Source organism: Parabacteroides sp. KHUB-03, assembly GCF_056640975.1.
This window is the reverse complement of record NZ_CM153257.1, coordinates 975,177-993,756: the sequence shown is the minus strand read 5'-3', so window position 1 is coordinate 993,756 and position 18,580 is coordinate 975,177. Positions and strand designations below refer to the sequence as shown.

Sequence of the window (18,580 nt, the reverse complement as noted above, 5' to 3'; positions counted from 1 at the left end):
ATGGCATCAATAAAATTAAAGTTTAGAGTGTCCTCTCTCCCAGAGAAAGAGGGCACTTTGTATTTTCAAGTTATCCACGAAAGAGTGGTAAAACAAATAGGAACATCTTACAGGATATATGAATCCGAGTGGGATGAACATCGTAGTGATATTGTCATGCAATCGCTTATTTCTCCAAACCGATTGAAAACCATCAAATCTGTTCGAGAGAAAATTGCATGGGAGAAAAACAGATTGAATAAAATCATTGAGCAATTTAAGAATAAAGGAAGATGTTTTTCGGTAGATGAAATCATACGAGAATATAATGCCCAATCTTCTAATAAAACGACAGTTTTTGAATATATCAAAATTCAAATAGAGAAATTAAAAAGTACAGGAAAAGAACGGACAAGTGAGACATACAAGCAGATGCTTCTTAGCTTTATGAAGTTTAGGAATGGAGAAGATTTGTTTTTTGACATAATTGACGAGGCATTGATTTGTCAATATGAAAGTCATATGCGCATATTCGGTTTATGCCGAAATACGACCTCTTTCTATTTAAGGGTTTTCCGCAGTGTCTATAATCGTGCGGTAGATGATGGACTTACTGAACAGAGCAATCCTTTCAAACGGGTTTATACCGGAGTAGACAAGACTTCAAAACGTGCTATTAGTTTGAAAGAAATTAAAAAGATTAAAGATTTGGATTTGAGTAGTACCCCTACCCTTGATTTTGCAAGGGATATGTTTCTGTTTTCTTTCTATATGCGCGGAATGTCATTCATTGATATTGCATATCTAAAAAAGAAGAACCTTTCAAATGGATTTGTCGTGTATAATCGTCGAAAAACAGGGCAACAGTTAGTTGTAAAATGGGAAAAACAAATGGAAGCGATAGCCAATAAGCATCTTAATTCAAATAATCCTTTTCTTTTCCCTATTATCACAAAAGAAGATGGAACTGAACGTAAGCAGTATTTGAATAAAATGATGCTAATCAACAGGTATTTGAAGAAGATTGCAGAACTTGCGAAAATTCCTATTCCACTAACCATGTACGTGGCGCGCCATTCTTGGGCAAGTATAGCCCAATCGAAAAATGTGCCTATGCAGGCCATCAGTCTTGGTATGGGGCATGACAATGAAGAAACTACACGAATTTATCTTGCATCTATTCAGACTAATGTCATTGATGATGCCAATAACAAAATTTTGAATCTTTTGGAGAAAAACAAGTAATATGACAATTTAGTTATAGAGATTTTAACCGCAGTCAATATGGAAAATGTTGACTGCTAAATGTTTGTGCCGCAATATCTCGTGGTAAAATATGGTTGTTTGGTAAAAGTTCTCACTCTTACATAGAGTGCGTAAACTGCCTGCAAAATTACAAATTTATTTGCAGATAGTATGCTTTTCTTTTCAAAAGTTTCATCGCAAAGAGTAAATGTTTGACGTAATGCTTCAAACATATTATTTAAATGTCGCAAATTCAGTGATATGAGAATGTGTACTAACTCTATGTAAGAGTTAATATTAGATTGGCAATATGGCATATTCTTTAATCGCAAATTCGGGTATTCATATTACAACTTTTCCTTTGGAAATCAAAACAAAGGAAAAGTTCAGTTTATGGTTTCATGAGTGGTATGACACCACAAATGGTGAATGGATTCTTGATTTAGCCCATGAAGTTACAACAGATACCAATAGGTACTTTTTTAAGAAAAAAAAACTTTCTGAATATGGATTCTTATCAGAGGCTACAGGTAGTGGAGATATTGATGTTAGTTCATTAGCGGACGAGGGAATTACACCTTTGATGATTGATGAAGACATGCAATGTGCAGGTGAAATTTACAAAATGAGCTTTTCTGATAAAGGCAATACTTTAACTTTTTTTGAAAACAAGTGGTTGCCACTGCCATACTTCTTCAAACGTAGTGAAACCAAATTTAAATTTGGTCCATTAAATTGGAGTCGATTTATGCTTATACCTATTGATTCTACAGAACAATATAGACGTTATAATGTGGTTTTAGCATTTGACACACGTACTGTAGAACAGAGTAGTAAATATGAAGAATGTCCTATCTTCCCAGATCAGTTTATGACTGAAATGAAATTTGAGGTGTGCAAACAAGAGTTTTATCTCATGGATTTTTGTTCACCCAAGCAAGAGTGGGAATATATAAATGACTACTTATTTTCTTTGGTTCACCCTAATATAAGCAGTGTTGGTAAGATAAAGACAGGCAAAAGGCTCAGTTATATCGCATCTTATTATTTATTAATTGATTATATCGCTCAAAATGAGTTGTTCCCCAAAGTGTCTTTGTTTAAAGATAAAGATACGTTAGTGAAAGATGTCGATATGGTTATTGACATAGGCAACTCACGAACAACAGCACTTCTTGTTGAAGATAATTCTAATTTCAATCAAGTTAATCTGCTGGAGTTAATAGACTATACAAATTTATTAAAATCCGATTCCAACGGCACCAGGATAAATTCATATAAAGAACCTTTTGATATGCGATTAGCATTTAGAAAAGTGGACTTTGGAGACTTTGGAATACAAGGTAGTAAGCAATTTGTATATCCTAGTTTTGTAAGGCTTGGGAAGGAGGCGAATCATTTAATCCACCGTGCAACAGAATCTGTTTCAAACAAAGAAAGTCTTTCTACTATGTCAAGCCCCAAAAGATACCTGTGGGATGGACATAAAAGTAAAGATGAATGGAACTTTATGGTGCTTGATGGAGAAAAAGATAATCACATATTAAACATTCCTGGAATATCAGAACACTTACAAAGTAATGGACAGTTAGCAATCAATGGAACAGGGGGACAGTCTTATCACTATTCAAGACGGTCTCTTATGACCTTTGCTTTTCTTGAAATGCTTGTTCAAGCACAGGTACAAATCAATAACAACCAATATCGAATAGATCGTGGTGATATGACATTACCACGTCGCATACGACGTATGGTTGTTACCTGCCCTACTGCTATGTCAAAACTTGAAAGAGAAGCCCTCGTAAAGTGTGCTAATGATGCAGTAAAGTTACTTAACCTTTTTAAGAATGAAGATTACCGAGTTGATATTGCACCAGCTATTACAACATTTAAGGATGCCGAAAGCAAATGGTATTACGATGAGGCAACTTGCTCGCAACTAGTGTATATATACGGTGAAATTGGCTGGAAATATAAAGGGTCTTGTCAAGAGTTCTTTAATTTATACGGGAAAAAAACTCAAAACAGTATTCAACCAGAACTAACAATCGGTTCTCTAGATATTGGGGCAGGAACTTCGGATTTAATGATTAGCCGTTATTCCTATACAAAAGGAGACGTAACAACCATTACTCCCGAGCCTCTTTTTTACGATAGTTTTTATTATGCCGGTGACGAAATGCTCAATGAACTTATAAGAAAAATAATGTTCTTCTCATCAAATAGCGCTTTTAGAAAGAAAATGAAAGGTCTTTCTGAAATGGATTATCGTCAGCGTATGCGTAATTTTTTCGGACCAGATTATACAGGGCAGACTATTGCAGATAGAAAATTGCGTAGAGATTTTAATATACAATACTCTATCCCCCTTATGCATTATTTCCTTGATATGTTAGCCAATGACATTAAGGATTGTACAGTACGTTATTCAGATGTATTCGAAGATTGTCCACCCAATGAACGAATAAAAACAGGATTTAAGAAATACTTCTCTTTTGATTTGGAAGACCTTGAATGGGAGTTTAACAAATTTGTAGTTTCTGATGTTATATCAAGAGCATTCGAACCTTTATTGAAAAAAATAGCAACTATAATGTATGCTTATAATTGCGACATTGTATTGCTGTCTGGACGACCATCTTCATTGTCTCCAATTCGCAATATTTTCCTGAAATATTATTCAGTATCTCCAAATCGTTTAATATTATTGAACGATTATTTTGTAGGACATTGGTATCCTAATAAGAATAACACTGGAAAAGCGACTGCAAAAACCATTGTTGCAATGGGAGCATTAGTCGGTTATTATGCAACATCTCTTGGTAATCTTGATAAATTCTTAATTGACAAATCCCAGTTAGATAAGAAACTAAAATCTGTAATAAATTACATAGAATCTTCAAGGGAAGGACAGCCGATAGAATACTTTATCACTCCTGATAAAAATATGGGTGAATTGATGGTTAGTTCTTTACCAACGACATTAAATGTTAGGCAAATTGGATTAGATTCCTATCCGTCAAGAAAATTATATGTCATTGATTTTAATCAGCATAAGATGCTTGAACGCATAAGGAGTAAGGCTATTCAAGAAGGTACTTCTATAAATGAGACACAAGCTCTCGCTAAAGTTAAAGAAATAATTGATGACTTGCGTTTGCGAATGCCCTTTCAACTATCTATTGAAAGAGACGAAGATGATAAAGAAAAGTTAATAATCACAGCTATTGTTGACAAAAAAGGTAACGAATTAGCTGATAGTAACATTGAAATAAACATTCAAAGTTTAGGAGCGGACGAGCGTTATTGGCTTGATACCGGAGCCTTTGATATTCAATAATGCAAATATATTATGATACAGAATATAAATTCACAAATAGCAGAAATTGAACGTTCAATTGCATGGGCTAAAAAATTTGATAAAAGCACTTTTCCTGTTGAGGAACTAAAAGAATATCGTAGAAGACTAAAAAAAATAGCTAATGCATTATCTGAAAATTGTTCCGCTGCGGCATATGGTGAAAGTCAGGTCGGAAAGTCATATCTAATGAGTAGTCTGTTGTCGACAGCAGAGTCTCCTTTTGTCATTGTCAATAATGGCAAAGAATATAGTTTTATTGACGATTTAAACCCTAGTGGGGGCAATACTTCTAAAACAGAATCTACAGGTGTAATAACAAGATTTACTATCAATAATAACAACGAAACGATGAAAGATTTTATAAAAATCAAAAATCTTTCCATCGCAGATTTGTTAATGCTTTTAATTGACTCATACTATAACGACCTTAAAATAGATAACAATAAGATTCTTTTGCATGATGCGATCAATACTGAGTTATTAAATATTCAATATCTGTGGGCAAATAAAACAACCCCTATCCAAACTGTTCTTACAGAAGATGATGTAAAAGATATTTGCGACTACATTGCAGAAGTTTTGGGAGCAAATGCGGTAAACATTACTCACTCAAACTTCCGTAAGATAGTCGCTCCAAAAATTCAGTATGTATCAAGCGAGCATTGGGTTAAGATATTTAGTATTTTATGGAATAAGAATGAAGAATTAAGCCACCTGTTCAGTTTATTGGTAAATGAATATAAGAAAATACAGTTTCAGACTGAAATTTATGTTCCATTTGATGCGGTACTCAGAGATAAAGGTACATTACTAAAAATAGAATGGTTGGATTCCGTTTGTGGATTAAAACATGAAACAGAAACCGATGTATTGGTTACAGATGTATATAATGCAAAAGGGCAACTATTGAGTAGCAATTTTAACAAATCAACCCTGTCAGCACTCATTGCAGAGTTAACATTTGTTTTACCTAAACAGATTGCAGAGAATAGACAATTTTTAAATAAAATTGATTTGTTGGATTTCCCAGGGGCACGTTCTCGTGAAAAATTCAAAGAACAGGAAATCGGAACAGTCTTACCGACTATACTACGCCGTGGTAAAGTAGCTTATCTCTTTAATAAATACTCTCGATCATTAAGAATAAGTTCAGTTTTATTCTGCCATCACAATGACCAAAAAAATGAGCCGACATTAGGTGAGACTATTAATGATTGGATAGAAACCAATATAGGCAAGACTCCAGAAGAACGCACTGAGGATTTAACACGAACAAATGGAATTTCTCCGTTATTTTTGATCGCAACTAAATTCAATATTGAATTAGAAAGGACCAAAAACGATGCATCTTCTAATGTAGAATTACTATCTGAACACTGGAAGCGTTTCAAAACCGTTTTACCTGAAATTATCAAGCCTGCTACTTGGTTTGATAATTGGGTAACTCGTGGTGGCTTGTTCCGATCTGAGGTTTTTCAAAGTATTTATTTACTTCGTGACTATTATTGGTCAATGAAGAATCAAATATTCGATGGCTATAATGACAAAACCAAATCACCAGAAGTAGCACGGCATATATACAATGATTATCCCGAGTATTTTGATAATCTAGAACGGAGCTTTCTTAACAATGAATTTGTTAAGAAACATTTTGCCAATCCAAAGGAATCTTGGGACGAGGTCTCTTCTTTAAATTGTGATGGCTCAAAAGCAATTATTCGTGATTTAGATGCTATCTCCAGCGTATTAGAAGCAGCTAGAAGAGAAAAGTATCTAAACGAACTAAAGGCAATGAGAGACGAAATGCTGGCCAAACTAAACACATATTATGAACCCGAGAACAAAGAAGAGAATAATGCAAGGACACGGGCTATAGCTGGAGAAATTCGCAGACGTCTGGACTCTCAAATAGGCAAAAAACCAGAAATCTTTGGTTATATTATAGACCAACTGATGACACCTGTTGGAGATTTACGTCAAATTGCATACGACATCGTTATCCTGAAGACAGAAACGCCTAAAGACTTTAATGAAGTTATTTTGATTAGGACACAAGCAGGGGTCAATCCAAATGAAGATAAACAACTTAATATCAAAAGATTATGTGACTATTATGCTTGCGATATAACAACCTTAGAAAAAGAGTTTGCTGAAAATGGATTCACTGTTGATGATGTGATTTCAAATGAATGCAATATTGCTGCAACAGTTGCGGATGTGGTATCTAATAATATTTTAGACTATTGGGCAGTATTTATCAATAAACAGGTTAAAGGACTTGAAAAATATCTTCCTCATTCTGACGAAGTTGCTTTTATGCTTCAAAGTCTGTGTAAAAAATTAGGTGTTCAGAAAACAATATCTACCAAGATAGACCAGTATTCAAGAGTATTTCCTTACAATGATTTGCCAAATGCAATAGCTGATTTTGCATCACTAACATTGAATAATTTTGTTAGTTCTGTAGGCCGAGCATATATGACTAATGAAGATATTGAAAATATACGCTCTAAGGCACAGTCATGCAATCTATCTATTGATTTATCGCCTGAAGCTAGTGATATCAAACACACACAAATTAGCGTGTATGATGCATTACAAGCATTTGATGATGCATCCGACCCGACTTCTGTCTCAATCCGAACATTGATGAAGTTACCTTTTTGGGATAATTTTCAGAGATGGAAGAATCTTTTAATTATCGGACTTTTGTATTCTGCGGATATTTCACATAGTGATCCAATTGCAAATGCTGATATAAAAGACATTATAGATAAATGTAAAGCACTATATACTAACATATAAAAATTATGGCAAGAGCTACATTTTATAATAAAAGATTACTTGGACATATTGACGATATAGATTTTACCGATTATCAAGGTATTGGTTCTGATCCTCTTTATAAACGCTATAAGAGTGTAGAAAGTGTTGTAAAGAGTCGTATATTACCTCAATACCAATCTTTCCTTTCTTGCCCTTTTTATGAAGATGGCAGTATCTTTTGGTATGTAGATGAATGGAATGATGCACCACAAAAGTTTACTGAACTTTCTGGTTTAGAGAAAGATCGTTATACCTCCATAAAGGCTGAAACTATAAAACATTATCAGGAAACATTGAAAAAATTAAATCCTGAGGAATTTTCGATTCTCAATGGGGCTCTAAAGTACATCAATGATGAATTTATATATTGTTATGATGGAAAAGTTGTACTCATTGCTTGGGGTATGCGTCTTGATGATAGTAAACATACAAGTGAGGGCAAGTGGTTCAAAACCGCTGTCAGGTATGATAAAAAGAAAATATCTTTTGATTTAGCAGGTCATGGAAAACTGTCAATGTCAAAAGCAGGAACCCCATATCTTACAGTAACTAATCGTGACAAAGGACATATTATCACAACAAAAGATATACCTTCTATTATTGCAGATGAAGGGTTTAGTTTTGTTGGTTGGATTCCTAATCCGATTGGGCATGAAGTACTCGATGATATTATATTCACAGCTCAATACTCTACGTTAAAAGCTGTGCCTCCAACGAAAGAAGAAAAGGAGGAATTGGTAAAAATTATCTTTGATGCTGGCAAAAACGGCATTTTGAAGGGAGAATCATCTATTGAGGTCCCCCAAGGACATATTTTAAGTATAGAAGAGACTCCCAGTATTGTTGTAAATAAAGGATTTAAATTTACTCAATGGTCACCTAGTATTAACGAACCTATAAATAAAGACACTCTATTCACCGCTGAATACAAGCAGGAATTTATTCAGTGTAACTTTTCAGCAGGCGAACATGGGACATTGCAAGGTAATAAGGTAATCAGAAAGCCATTTGGAGCAGCCCCTTTAGTATCTGAAATCCCAATAGTAAAACCCAATAAAGGGTATCGTTTTACAGGTTGGGATGTTGATCCTTTTGCTGCTCTGACCAATAATAAGGTTTGCGTTGCACAATATGAGAAAATACTACCTTGGTACAAAAGATGGCGACTTTGGACTACTGGATTTTTTTCAGGTAAAGGTTGTCTAAAATGGTTGTTATGGTTGCTATTAATTATTCTTTTAATTTGGTTGTTATCATGGTTATTACGAGGCTGTGATGGTGATGTTTTGGTCGATCGTAATGGAAATGCCGTCTTGCCAAATGATAAAGCAGATAAGATAGAACAGGTAGCTAAACCTGACGGAACAATTCATGACAACAATGGAAGTATAAACAATATTGTTGGCAGTGATGGACGTTTACCTGAAAATGGTGTAGTTTCACCCATAATTGGCAATGATGGTATTATGCCACCAATTGTGTCTAATCCAGGCACTCCAGACATAATAGAAAATCGATTAAACATCTACTTTGAAGATAAAAATGCAGACTTGAACAAATGGGTACAAGATTTCAAACAAATATATCCGTCAGACAACTATCAAGTTATTGGATATGACCCCAATGTTAGGATGATTCAAATCCAAATACCCGAAGGACAACACGATAATATTCGTGAGGAATTACCTTTAAAAATTTCCGATCAAAAATTTTTCATTGTAGATGAATCTATAATGGTTTTACATGGCAATAAAAGTCAATCAACCGGAAATAAAGGGTGGCATTTAAAGGCAACACACGTAAAAGAGGGCTGGGATATAACAAAGGGAGATCCCAATCTTGTTGTTGCAATAATTGATGATGGAATTGATGTAAATCATAGTATGTTTAAGGACAGATTTTTTAAAGCATATAATGTTTTTACTCAAAATAGAGCATTGAGCCCTGGACAAGGCCACGGAACTCATGTTGCCGGTTTAGCAGTAGGTTCTACTGAGTTTTATTCTGAAGGAGCTGCTGGAGTCGCCCCAAATTGTAAGATTATGCCAGTCCAAGTGTTTGACAATGGAATGTGTACATTCTCTTCTCTTGCGAGTGGTATTATGTATGCAATTCATAATGGAGCAAATATTGTCAATATTTCAATTGGACCTAGCTTCCAAGGGTTAAGTCAATTACCTATTGAAGAGCAGATTAAAGTTGCTCAACAGTATTTTAAGAATGAAGAAAAAGTGTATAAGCACATTATTAATACTGCAAATGAAAAGAATGTTATTCTAGTTTTTGCAGCAGGAAATGATAATATCGTGACAGCAATTCTACCAGAATGCCGTCTGACAAATAATACAGTAAATGTAGCAGCATGTACACATGAATATAAATCATCTGTTTTTACAAATTATTCACTGGGTACAAACGTGTCAGCGCCAGGAGAAGGAATATATAGTGCTTACCCGACTAACTCCTTCAAAATGTTTGACGGAACAAGTATGGCCGCCCCAATTATAAGTGGAACTATCGCTTTAATGAAAACGATCAAGCCGGACATAAATGTAAAACAATGTATTGCTGTTATCCAAAAAACGGGAAAAGACTTGGATAAGTTTATCCCACCAATGGTACTTATAGATAAAGTTCTCGCTGCGGTTAAGAATGGTGATATACCAGAAGAACCAATATGGACGCAAATACTGGATACAGGATCTATAGAACACAATGATGAGATTGCTCCAACAGATCAGTCACCAAATAAGGAACAAAATTCTACCGAAATCAAGAATCCAACAGATGACTATAGTGCATTGAAAGATTTGCTTAAACAATTAAAAGAGCAGCGTGACGCATTGAATAAAAAAATAAATGACTTAGAAAAGAAAATTCAATAATATGAGTACAAATAATTATTCGTGGAACGAAACTTTAAAATTTTCGTGGGGACATATCATAGCCTTTGTTGCTTTGATTTTCATCAGTTATGTTACTTACATGGGTGACTTTTATTCTAATGGTGGTGACTTCTCAGCTGCTGCAATAAAAGTATTCATTATAGATACAATTTTATTAATAACTTTTATTGGAGCACAAATTTTAAAAGGAACAGATGGTAAATTTAATCGTTCAATAATTATCGAGAGGATATTGATTGGTTTATGTCCCATTGCCTTTATGTGGAGTATGATTCCATACAACCATTATTGGAATGTGTATTCAGAACGAACACATATAGAAGAAATGTTTAGTACCTCTATAGAAAAATCAAAAACGATGTTTACTGATTATAATTCGTATGCTAATAATCGTATCAACAATTATAGTCAGCATTTAACGACTATTATCAATAATAGAAATACAAATCCCTTACAATACAAGAATGCTGGGTTCTCTAGCAACAACGATGCACTTCAAAAGGAGAACTATATTCATACTCTTCAACTTCAATTATTGTCTCAAAACACGGATAGTTTGCAGACTCTTGCGCTAAAATGGATTGAAAGTGCCAATCAAGGAGCAAGTGTTTGGAATGCTTTCCTTATAGGAAATATTGATAAGATTTCAGATGCAATCAAATCATGGAATAACACACTAATTCATGTATCTGAATTTAAAATGAGCAATGAGCCTGATAATATTCAACTATTCAACAGTGAGCAAAATTCCTACGACCAAGCCCTTGAAGGTTTGCAAGGTTTAAAAGACACTTATAGGAATACCCAAGGGATTTCGCTTAATACTATCTGGTCTGGCATTTTATTATTTCTGATGCTTTTGTTCCCATATTTCTTGCAGAAGAGAAATACACGAGCAATTGGTCTATACTACTTGATACCTCTCAAATCAAAAAGCTCTACAGTTAAGATTGAGAAGCAGCGAAAAAACACAAAACAAGAAATATCTACTGACTCTAAAGAGCGAACAGACGATATAGATAGTAATGACATTTATGGTGGAACTTTTTAATTCGTAAAAATATAAGTATAAATATGGTAAGCAAAAAAGAGATACTTAAAAACATTACAAATTACTCACCAGAAGAAATTGCTGATGCGGTAAGAGCTGGAGTTGTTTCCATGTATGAATTAGGCAAAGATACAGAAGGTGCCTTTACTCCCTTACTTAAAAAGAGAGTAAAAGAACTTCTGGAACAAGCCCCCATGCCTATTGTAAAAAACGATAAGGAAGATGTAACAAAAATAGAAGAATCTGTAATATCGGATTCCTCTGAAACAGAAGATATGTCTATTCCTGATGAGCTTGAAATTTCACCCATTGCAGAAGAAATGGCGTCACAAATAAAAGAAGAGCCACAAGCAACTCAAACCAACATTGAGGTAAAACCGGGCATGTTCCGAAATCCGTTTTCATTTTCCGGACGAATACGTCGAACTGAATACGGTCTCTCTATGATTATTTGCTTTGTCATAAATTTATTTATGCAAGGTATTGTTGGGGTTGCTGCAGAATCAGACGCAGCATCGGCATTGCTAATATTATATCTAATAATGCTCGTACCCTATTGTTGGTTTATTTGGGCACAGGGAGCAAAACGTTGCCACGATAGAGGTAATTCTGGTTGGTATCAGATTATTCCATTTTACGGTTTTTGGATGTTGTTTGCTGAAGGGGAAACAACTGCTAACGAGTATGGAAATAGTCCGAAATAATCATTCTTGAATATGAAACAAAAGATTTTAGATAATGTAACAGAGTATTCTGCAAATCAGCTTGTAGAGTACATACGGACAGGTGTCGTTACTTTTGATGAATTAATCCAAGACACCGATGGTGAATTTTCAGTAGAAAAGAGAAGAGAAGTAAAACAATTGTTAGAGAGTGGCGATGTTGACGAATGGAATAAAGTGAAAACGTTGCATTCAATAGAAGCTGTTCAGCACTATCTCGACACCTTTCCTAATGGTCAATTTCGTGCAGAAGCTCGATCTTTGATGAATAAGCTTGAAAACGAACTTCAAGAAAGTTATCTACAAGCAACTACAGACGATGCTTGGACGTTAGTTGACAAATCCAACAAAAATGAATTACGAGAATTTATAAAAAGATTCCCTAATAGTACGCATGTCAATGAAGCACAAAAAATTATTGACTCTTTGCTGTTGGATGAAATAATGGGTGTTGATATAGAAACTTTGGTTACTCAAATCAATCAAGTTCCTACAGATAAAACAGCAGTAACACAAGAGCAACGTGACAACAAAACGATTGCAATAATTGAAAAATTCCTCAGCGAGAAGAAAATTAGAAAATCTGATTTTTTGAATAAAATTAAAGAAGACCATAATCTTGTTAGTTCAGGTGTGGTTAAACGTCTTATAACTTCAGGAACATTGTCAGTGGAAGATTTGATGAGCATTGATATTGACCGTCGTTTTATTCAAAAGATGTTCAATGGGGAAAGTGCGCAGAGTTTTTCAACTCCAGAAAAATTAGATAAAATCCATAAACAATCAACAGAAATCTATTTTTGGGGAATTCCCTCATCAGGAAAGAGTTGTGCTCTTGGCGCAATTTTAAGTGTCGCAGCAAGTGGCAAGGTTGCACATTCGATGGATGCTGATACGGAGTCACAAGGATATGGATATATGACCAAACTTATCAACTTGTTCCAGAATGGTGAAATTGGAACATTAATGGAAGGAACTTCTGTTGACTCATTCTATGAAATGGGATTTGACTTAGTTGACAAAGAAGGTAAGATTCATCCCATTACCTGTATTGATATGGCAGGAGAACTGATGCGATGTATGTATAAGGCCAATGCAGGAGACAGTATGTCTGAAACAGATGAGGTTATGTTAGACACACTAACAAAAGTCCTCATTGATAATCGATCTACAAGTAGAAAGATGCACATTTTTGTCATTGAATATGGTGCAGAAGACAGACTTTATGAAGGCCTTCCACAGCGTGTCTACTTAGAAGGTGCTGTATCATATATAAAAAATACCGGTATTTTCAAAAAGGATACAGATGCCATCTACATAATGATATCCAAAGCAGATAAGGTCAAAAATGCGACAAAAGACACTTTCACAAACTACATCAATGATAAATATCTTGGATTTTATAATGGACTAGAACAAATATGTAAAGACAACGAAATCAATAAGGGAAAAGTTGAAAAAATAGCTTTCTCGCTTGGAGAAGTATGCTTCCAAAATTATTGTAGATTCAATTCTCGCCCTGCTGAAAATGTAGTAAGTTTACTTCTACAGCGTTCTGCAAGTTTCAGAGGTGGGAAAAGAGGTATGTTTGAGAAAATATTTAGAGGTTAAGTCATGAAATTAGGATTAATTATAAAGTCAACAAGTGCTGGTGAACAAGAGGTTTTCAGCATTAACAAAGGAGAAGAATGGGCAAAATTTGCAGCTGATTCCCGTTCAATCATAAAAGATTTAGAGGGGTTTGATGGTTCCGGTAAATCAGTAATTGTGGCAAAGATACTTGGCAGTCTTGGCTATTTGATAGGTGTTGTTAAAGCTCGTCCAGAAGGGAGCGGTCGTCCAAATGACAACACTACAGCCTGGATTCATGTTCCTGCCAAAATGAATATAACAGGAAACGAACTGACTTCTGTAATAATGTACGTAGGAGAACAATTAGCAGCTCCTATGGGCATCAATCCAGCTATATTAAATGAACTGTTTACAAAGGAGTATGCCAACAAGGATGTAAAGTATCCAGCTTTAGCATTCATCGGAGGGTACAATCCTGAAGGAAGTATAGGTTGGCGATATTATGGAATTGGTACAGGCTATGCTTTGCATGAATTGCTTGGAAATTCATTAGTACAGACCTCCTACAAGAAGTATAAATGTATATGCTTTGTGGATAAGTCATTGAATTTGTCTACTATTGGTGGTGAAATAATTAAGTCAGATCCGAAAGAACCAATAAAGGTAGAAGCACCTGTTGACAATAATGGGTTCACTGCATTTATCAAGACAAAGAATCAAGAAATCCCGTTCACTGATGCAATAGAAATTCCCACAAATACTCCGTTGATGGTAGTTTGGAAGAAAGAAGGATATTTTGACATTGAAAAGGAGCTAAAAGGCGGCAATTCCTCAAGTCTTACTATTCAAGAGAATGAACGTAAACTTATATTCAAACGTTCATGGATTAAAATTACAAATCAAAGGTTCAATCATTTAAGTGATGCCGAAATCTCTGTTAATGGGAAGGCTTTCTCGTCTGACATAACAGAAATTACCGAAGCTGCATTGCGCGATGGAGTAAAGATTCATGTAAGTCGTCAAGGTTATGAACCCAAAGAAAAAGTTATTAATCAAATTTCATCTAACATCGAAATCAGGCTTAATGACAAGCAATACAGTAAAGAATATACGTTACGCATTGAAGATGGAAAGGGTTTAGAATCCGATGCTATCATCACAGTCAAAATGAGTAATCGTTATACAGGTATGCCATTAAAAGGTTATCGTTCAGATCATGATGGCTATATTGTGTATGAGAATAATTTAATGACTAAAATTAAATGGTTTGCAATTGGTGTTGTTAGTGTCTTCGTCTTTGGGCTATTGTGGGCTGGTTACGAAGCCTTAGATAGTTGGGTAGATAATCACGAGTTTCAACTTGACTGGCCACCAATCACAGAAGTAAAGAAACAAATCACTTATTCTACAACAAGTAAGGATGCTGAGCTAGAATCAGAAAAAGCCATCGCAGCCAAAGACTCACTAAAAGAGAAGGTATGTACCTATCTGTGCTCTAGAGAAATTTGGCATAAAGATTCTCTGGCTATGTACGATTTGACAAAAGATCTGTTTGATAATATGAACTCATTCAAGATTGAAGACCTAATTAAGTTGGAGTCTTCGGAGTTAAAAGAAGTAGAACAGATACAGAAACTAATTAGTGCCGCAAAACAATCCAAAAAACATAATATAAAGCCAAACATCGGAAAAGAAGTTAATGATGGTAAGTACAATTCCGCAACAGATTTGGAGATAAACATCAATAATTACATTTCTTGGATTACAGAAACGCATTCGGCTGTACAAAAGAAAGCAAAGGGCGATACATCAAAACAATCTAAGAAAAAAGAAAATACTAAATCAGATTCGGGGAAAAAAGAGCAATCTGCATCTGATGGTAAGAAAAAAGATAATATACGTGGTGGTATATAAAAAGTTACGGTTATGAAAGTTACAGCAAAAATATTCATCTTAGTGTTGTCAATAGCACTTGCCATTGGCGGAGTTATGGTGTATGCAAAAACGCGCGTTGAGCCTCCTGTTGCATTTCAACCAATAAATCAGTTTGAAAAAGACTTAAATCATCTCTATTCTGACTTAAAGAAAGCTGGTGCTGCTCGTGAGGAAGATATGATTTATCTTAAAGCTATTGATCGAATTTCCGTATTTGAAAAAGAAAACAGACTTACACAAGCAGAATCCGATAAACATAGAGACAAGTTAATTGATGGCTATTCACCTATCTTCCTCAAAAGATGCTTCTCTGCATTTGACAAATCTGTTTGGAAAGACTTAGACCATGATTATATGTTAATTGTCTCCAAGCGATTACATTCCGTGAAACACTCGAACGGAAGTAAGGTTTTAAACAAGACAACTATTGATTCCTTAGCTTTAGTCGAAAATATTATTTCTAATTATCGTCAAGCCAAGAATATTTGTCGTAGTACTACATATCGGAGTGTATCCAGTGCTCAAAACACGATTAATCAAGCCAAAAAGTATGCAAATGATACATATATATCCAAATGCACAGATTTAAGAAATGCGCTGAACAATGTAAAAACTAGCATTGCACAATCCCACTATGCTTATATATCTGCACAGGTAGAAAAATTATCTGAGTACAGATTTTATGGTCAACAATATTACGAAAACACCCTTGTTCCACAAGTGGATGCTGCTGTAACTGAATATGACAATAAGGCTAATACTTTATATGGTTCTAAAAAAGACGTAAACGTACTATGGAATAGAGCTAGAGGATATTACAATGAAGCATCTAATTACTATAACAACAATAATTTTTGATATAGCCGTTATGAAGTATTGTATAGTATTACTATTGACAATTATATCATTACCTGTTTTTTCACAAACGAGCAATGATACTATTCCACTTGCTTCTAAAACAGATCCGATACAAGTTTCAATAAGTATCGATGATTTAAATACTCTAAAATCAGAGAATGACTCTCTGAAATTACAACTTTCAGCAATAACTGAAAAATATCAAAAACTCCAAGTGGAAAGTGAGAAAGATAAGAGTAGATTATCTCAATTGGAGATTGATGTAAATAATCTTAAAAGAGACACCACGAGATTATATATAGCACAAAGAGAAGCAGATAAAAGACTCGTTAATATTGCGTCTAATTTTCTGTATATTCCATATGAAGCTTTTAGTATTGAAAAAATTGCTATTCCTGCATTTAAAGCTATTTCAAGCAAAGAATTAAGGCGCGATCATCAAATAAAATACGAATTGCTTTATAATTACAGAAAGGACATCACAGATCTGTTGTCCTTTATTAAATATGCTTGTATTGAACTCCAAAAACCTTTTGTCAAGGATGCAAATGAAGTTCTTGTACAATTCCGTGACAGATCATTTTATCTATCCTATCATAAATACCCAGAATGGACTGATACATATTTAGGGAGCAAATTATCTCTCATAGAAAAGCAGTTAAATGATTTTGATGGTAATCAGCATAAGGTTGATTTTACTGAATTAGAGAAAGAATTAAATAAATGTTTGAAAACAATTGAAACATTATGAGAAGAGTATATAGTTGGATAGTTTGCTTGGTAATTTGCATTGGTTCAAATGTTTCTATGGAGGCACAGACCCTTATTAATTACCAACAACAAAAACAAAAAGAGATAGCAGAAAGACAACGTGTTGAAAAACAAAAATACGAATCTGCATGCAAAAAAGGGACGCTCGAAGCATTCCAAGAGTACATAAAATTGTATCCGAAAGGTAAATATGCAACTGATGTAAAAAATAGAATAGAAGACTATAATCAATGGTCAGAAGCAGTAAAAACAAATACAATTGAGGCATACAATAACTATATTGACTCCTCAAAATTCAAAAGTTTTAAGGAAAATGCTATTGAAGCAATAACAGAACTTCAATCTGTTGATAAATGGAAGTCTATTCAGTCTTCAAAAAACATAGCAGAAATAGAAATGTTTATGAAGACTTATCCCAAATCATCGTGCATAGATAGTGCCCAAAAAAGGATTCACGAATTAAATGGCGTAGATTTTTATTTAGCCAATGATTTGATTAACGCCTATCAAGAATTTAATAAAGCAGGCGGTAAGTATGCCTTGGAACAAGTAAATCAATCTAAATTTGATGAATGTCAAGAATATTGGGATTATAACAACCTAACATCTTATTCTACAGAGGAAAAGCTGCTTTCTTTTCTTAGGAAATACCCTTCTGGAAAATATTCTAATGAGATATCAAACAGAATTGCTATTTCAAAAGCCAAATCGTTTACCATGTATTCTGGAGATATAACTTTTAATGAAGCTCTTGGATATGCGAAAGATGAGACCACAAAGAATTTGGTAAAAAGGTACGTTGAGAGTAGTAAAAGAGCATATTCACAACACAAGAAACAGATGCGTAAAGCTAGGGTAAAAGCGAATGGTGGATATGTCCAATTTGGTCTTGAACTATTGGATTTTGGCTGGAATGGTATATCTCCCGATCGTTATCTCAATGTCGGATACTACAATATTGGAGCAAGTGTAAAATTTGGTAACAACAAAGCACCTGTTCAATTTGAAATCGGAATTAAACCAGGATTAATATTCTATAATTATGCAGATGAAGACGATTCGTATTACGACAGTGATTATGAAACTCACACAAAATTTCATCTTCCGGCATATGCCAAGTTAAAAATCAATCTATGCAATATAGGAGCAAGTTCCAAATTGTATATCGCTGGATTGGGATTTTATAATATCGTTCGCAATGATGAACTTGAAAATCAGTTTTCCGTAGGAGGTGGTGCAGGTTTTGCATGGAAACATTGGGATTGGCTTACTTTGTATTATAAGCAGGATCTTGATAATAAATATTCGTTAGATGATAAGTTTTTGGGAACATCATTGATATATTATTTCTAGT

General features: G+C 34.5%; 11 protein-coding genes. All 11 read left to right on the top strand.

The window, feature by feature from the left end; translation table 11 throughout:
* Entirely contained in the window at positions 1 to 1,224 is a 1,224-nt protein-coding gene (locus ACYIB7_RS04310) for a tyrosine-type recombinase/integrase (RefSeq protein WP_480338228.1), read from the top strand.
* 310 nt (positions 1,225 to 1,534) lie between these two features.
* Positions 1,535 to 4,564 carry a virulence factor SrfB gene (locus ACYIB7_RS04305; protein ID WP_480338227.1) on the top strand — a complete coding sequence of 1,010 codons (3,030 nt, stop codon included), beginning with the start codon at positions 1,535 to 1,537 and terminating at the stop codon, positions 4,562 to 4,564.
* Between the two features lie 12 nt (positions 4,565 to 4,576).
* The gene (locus ACYIB7_RS04300) at positions 4,577 to 7,390 is read left to right on the top strand and encodes a virulence factor SrfC family protein (RefSeq protein WP_480338226.1); all 2,814 of its coding nucleotides are present in this window, start codon (positions 4,577 to 4,579) and stop codon (positions 7,388 to 7,390) included.
* A 5-nt stretch (positions 7,391 to 7,395) separates the two neighbouring features.
* Positions 7,396 to 10,296, top strand: a complete 2,901-nt coding sequence (locus tag ACYIB7_RS04295; protein ID WP_480338225.1) for a S8 family peptidase — start codon at positions 7,396 to 7,398, stop codon at positions 10,294 to 10,296.
* Position 10,297: 1 nt separating this feature from the next.
* The gene (locus ACYIB7_RS04290; protein WP_217753275.1) at positions 10,298 to 11,368 is read left to right on the top strand and encodes a hypothetical protein; all 1,071 of its coding nucleotides are present in this window, start codon (positions 10,298 to 10,300) and stop codon (positions 11,366 to 11,368) included.
* A gap of 23 nt (positions 11,369 to 11,391) precedes the next feature.
* A complete protein-coding gene (locus tag ACYIB7_RS04285) occupies positions 11,392 to 12,072 on the top strand; it encodes a DUF805 domain-containing protein (RefSeq protein ID WP_225722428.1) in 681 nt (226 codons plus the stop codon).
* A 12-nt stretch (positions 12,073 to 12,084) separates the two neighbouring features.
* A complete protein-coding gene (locus ACYIB7_RS04280) occupies positions 12,085 to 13,701 on the top strand; it encodes an outer membrane protein assembly factor BamD (RefSeq protein WP_121736254.1) in 1,617 nt (538 codons plus the stop codon).
* A 3-nt stretch (positions 13,702 to 13,704) separates the two neighbouring features.
* The gene (locus ACYIB7_RS04275; protein ID WP_480338224.1) at positions 13,705 to 15,576 is read left to right on the top strand and encodes a hypothetical protein; all 1,872 of its coding nucleotides are present in this window, start codon (positions 13,705 to 13,707) and stop codon (positions 15,574 to 15,576) included.
* 12 nt (positions 15,577 to 15,588) lie between these two features.
* On the top strand, positions 15,589 to 16,455 hold the full coding sequence (locus ACYIB7_RS04270; protein ID WP_217753277.1) for a hypothetical protein: 867 nt from the start codon (positions 15,589 to 15,591) through the stop codon (positions 16,453 to 16,455).
* Positions 16,418 to 17,206 (top strand): hypothetical protein, encoded by a 789-nt coding sequence (locus tag ACYIB7_RS04265; RefSeq protein ID WP_480338223.1) that lies wholly within the window; start codon positions 16,418 to 16,420, stop codon positions 17,204 to 17,206. Before ACYIB7_RS04270 ends, ACYIB7_RS04265 begins: the two co-directional genes overlap by 38 nt.
* Positions 17,203 to 18,579 carry a hypothetical protein gene (locus tag ACYIB7_RS04260; protein ID WP_217753279.1) on the top strand — a complete coding sequence of 459 codons (1,377 nt, stop codon included), beginning with the start codon at positions 17,203 to 17,205 and terminating at the stop codon, positions 18,577 to 18,579. The genes ACYIB7_RS04265 and ACYIB7_RS04260 overlap by 4 nt, the downstream gene beginning before the upstream one ends.
* The last annotated feature ends 1 nt before the right edge of the window (position 18,580 follow it).

Bases quoted from the DNA above. Each gene is read 5' to 3' on its own strand.
- ACYIB7_RS04310 (WP_480338228.1), top strand. From the start codon at position 1: ATGGCATCAATAAAATTAAAGTTTAGAGTGTCCTCTCTCCCAGAGAAA.
- ACYIB7_RS04305 (WP_480338227.1), top strand. From the start codon at position 1,535: ATGGCATATTCTTTAATCGCAAATTCGGGTATTCATATTACAACTTTT.
- ACYIB7_RS04300 (WP_480338226.1), top strand. From the start codon at position 4,577: ATGATACAGAATATAAATTCACAAATAGCAGAAATTGAACGTTCAATT.
- ACYIB7_RS04295 (WP_480338225.1), top strand. From the start codon at position 7,396: ATGGCAAGAGCTACATTTTATAATAAAAGATTACTTGGACATATTGAC.
- ACYIB7_RS04290 (WP_217753275.1), top strand. From the start codon at position 10,298: ATGAGTACAAATAATTATTCGTGGAACGAAACTTTAAAATTTTCGTGG.
- ACYIB7_RS04285 (WP_225722428.1), top strand. From the start codon at position 11,392: ATGGTAAGCAAAAAAGAGATACTTAAAAACATTACAAATTACTCACCA.
- ACYIB7_RS04280 (WP_121736254.1), top strand. From the start codon at position 12,085: ATGAAACAAAAGATTTTAGATAATGTAACAGAGTATTCTGCAAATCAG.
- ACYIB7_RS04275 (WP_480338224.1), top strand. From the start codon at position 13,705: ATGAAATTAGGATTAATTATAAAGTCAACAAGTGCTGGTGAACAAGAG.
- ACYIB7_RS04270 (WP_217753277.1), top strand. From the start codon at position 15,589: ATGAAAGTTACAGCAAAAATATTCATCTTAGTGTTGTCAATAGCACTT.
- ACYIB7_RS04265 (WP_480338223.1), top strand. From the start codon at position 16,418: ATGAAGCATCTAATTACTATAACAACAATAATTTTTGATATAGCCGTT.
- ACYIB7_RS04260 (WP_217753279.1), top strand. From the start codon at position 17,203: ATGAGAAGAGTATATAGTTGGATAGTTTGCTTGGTAATTTGCATTGGT.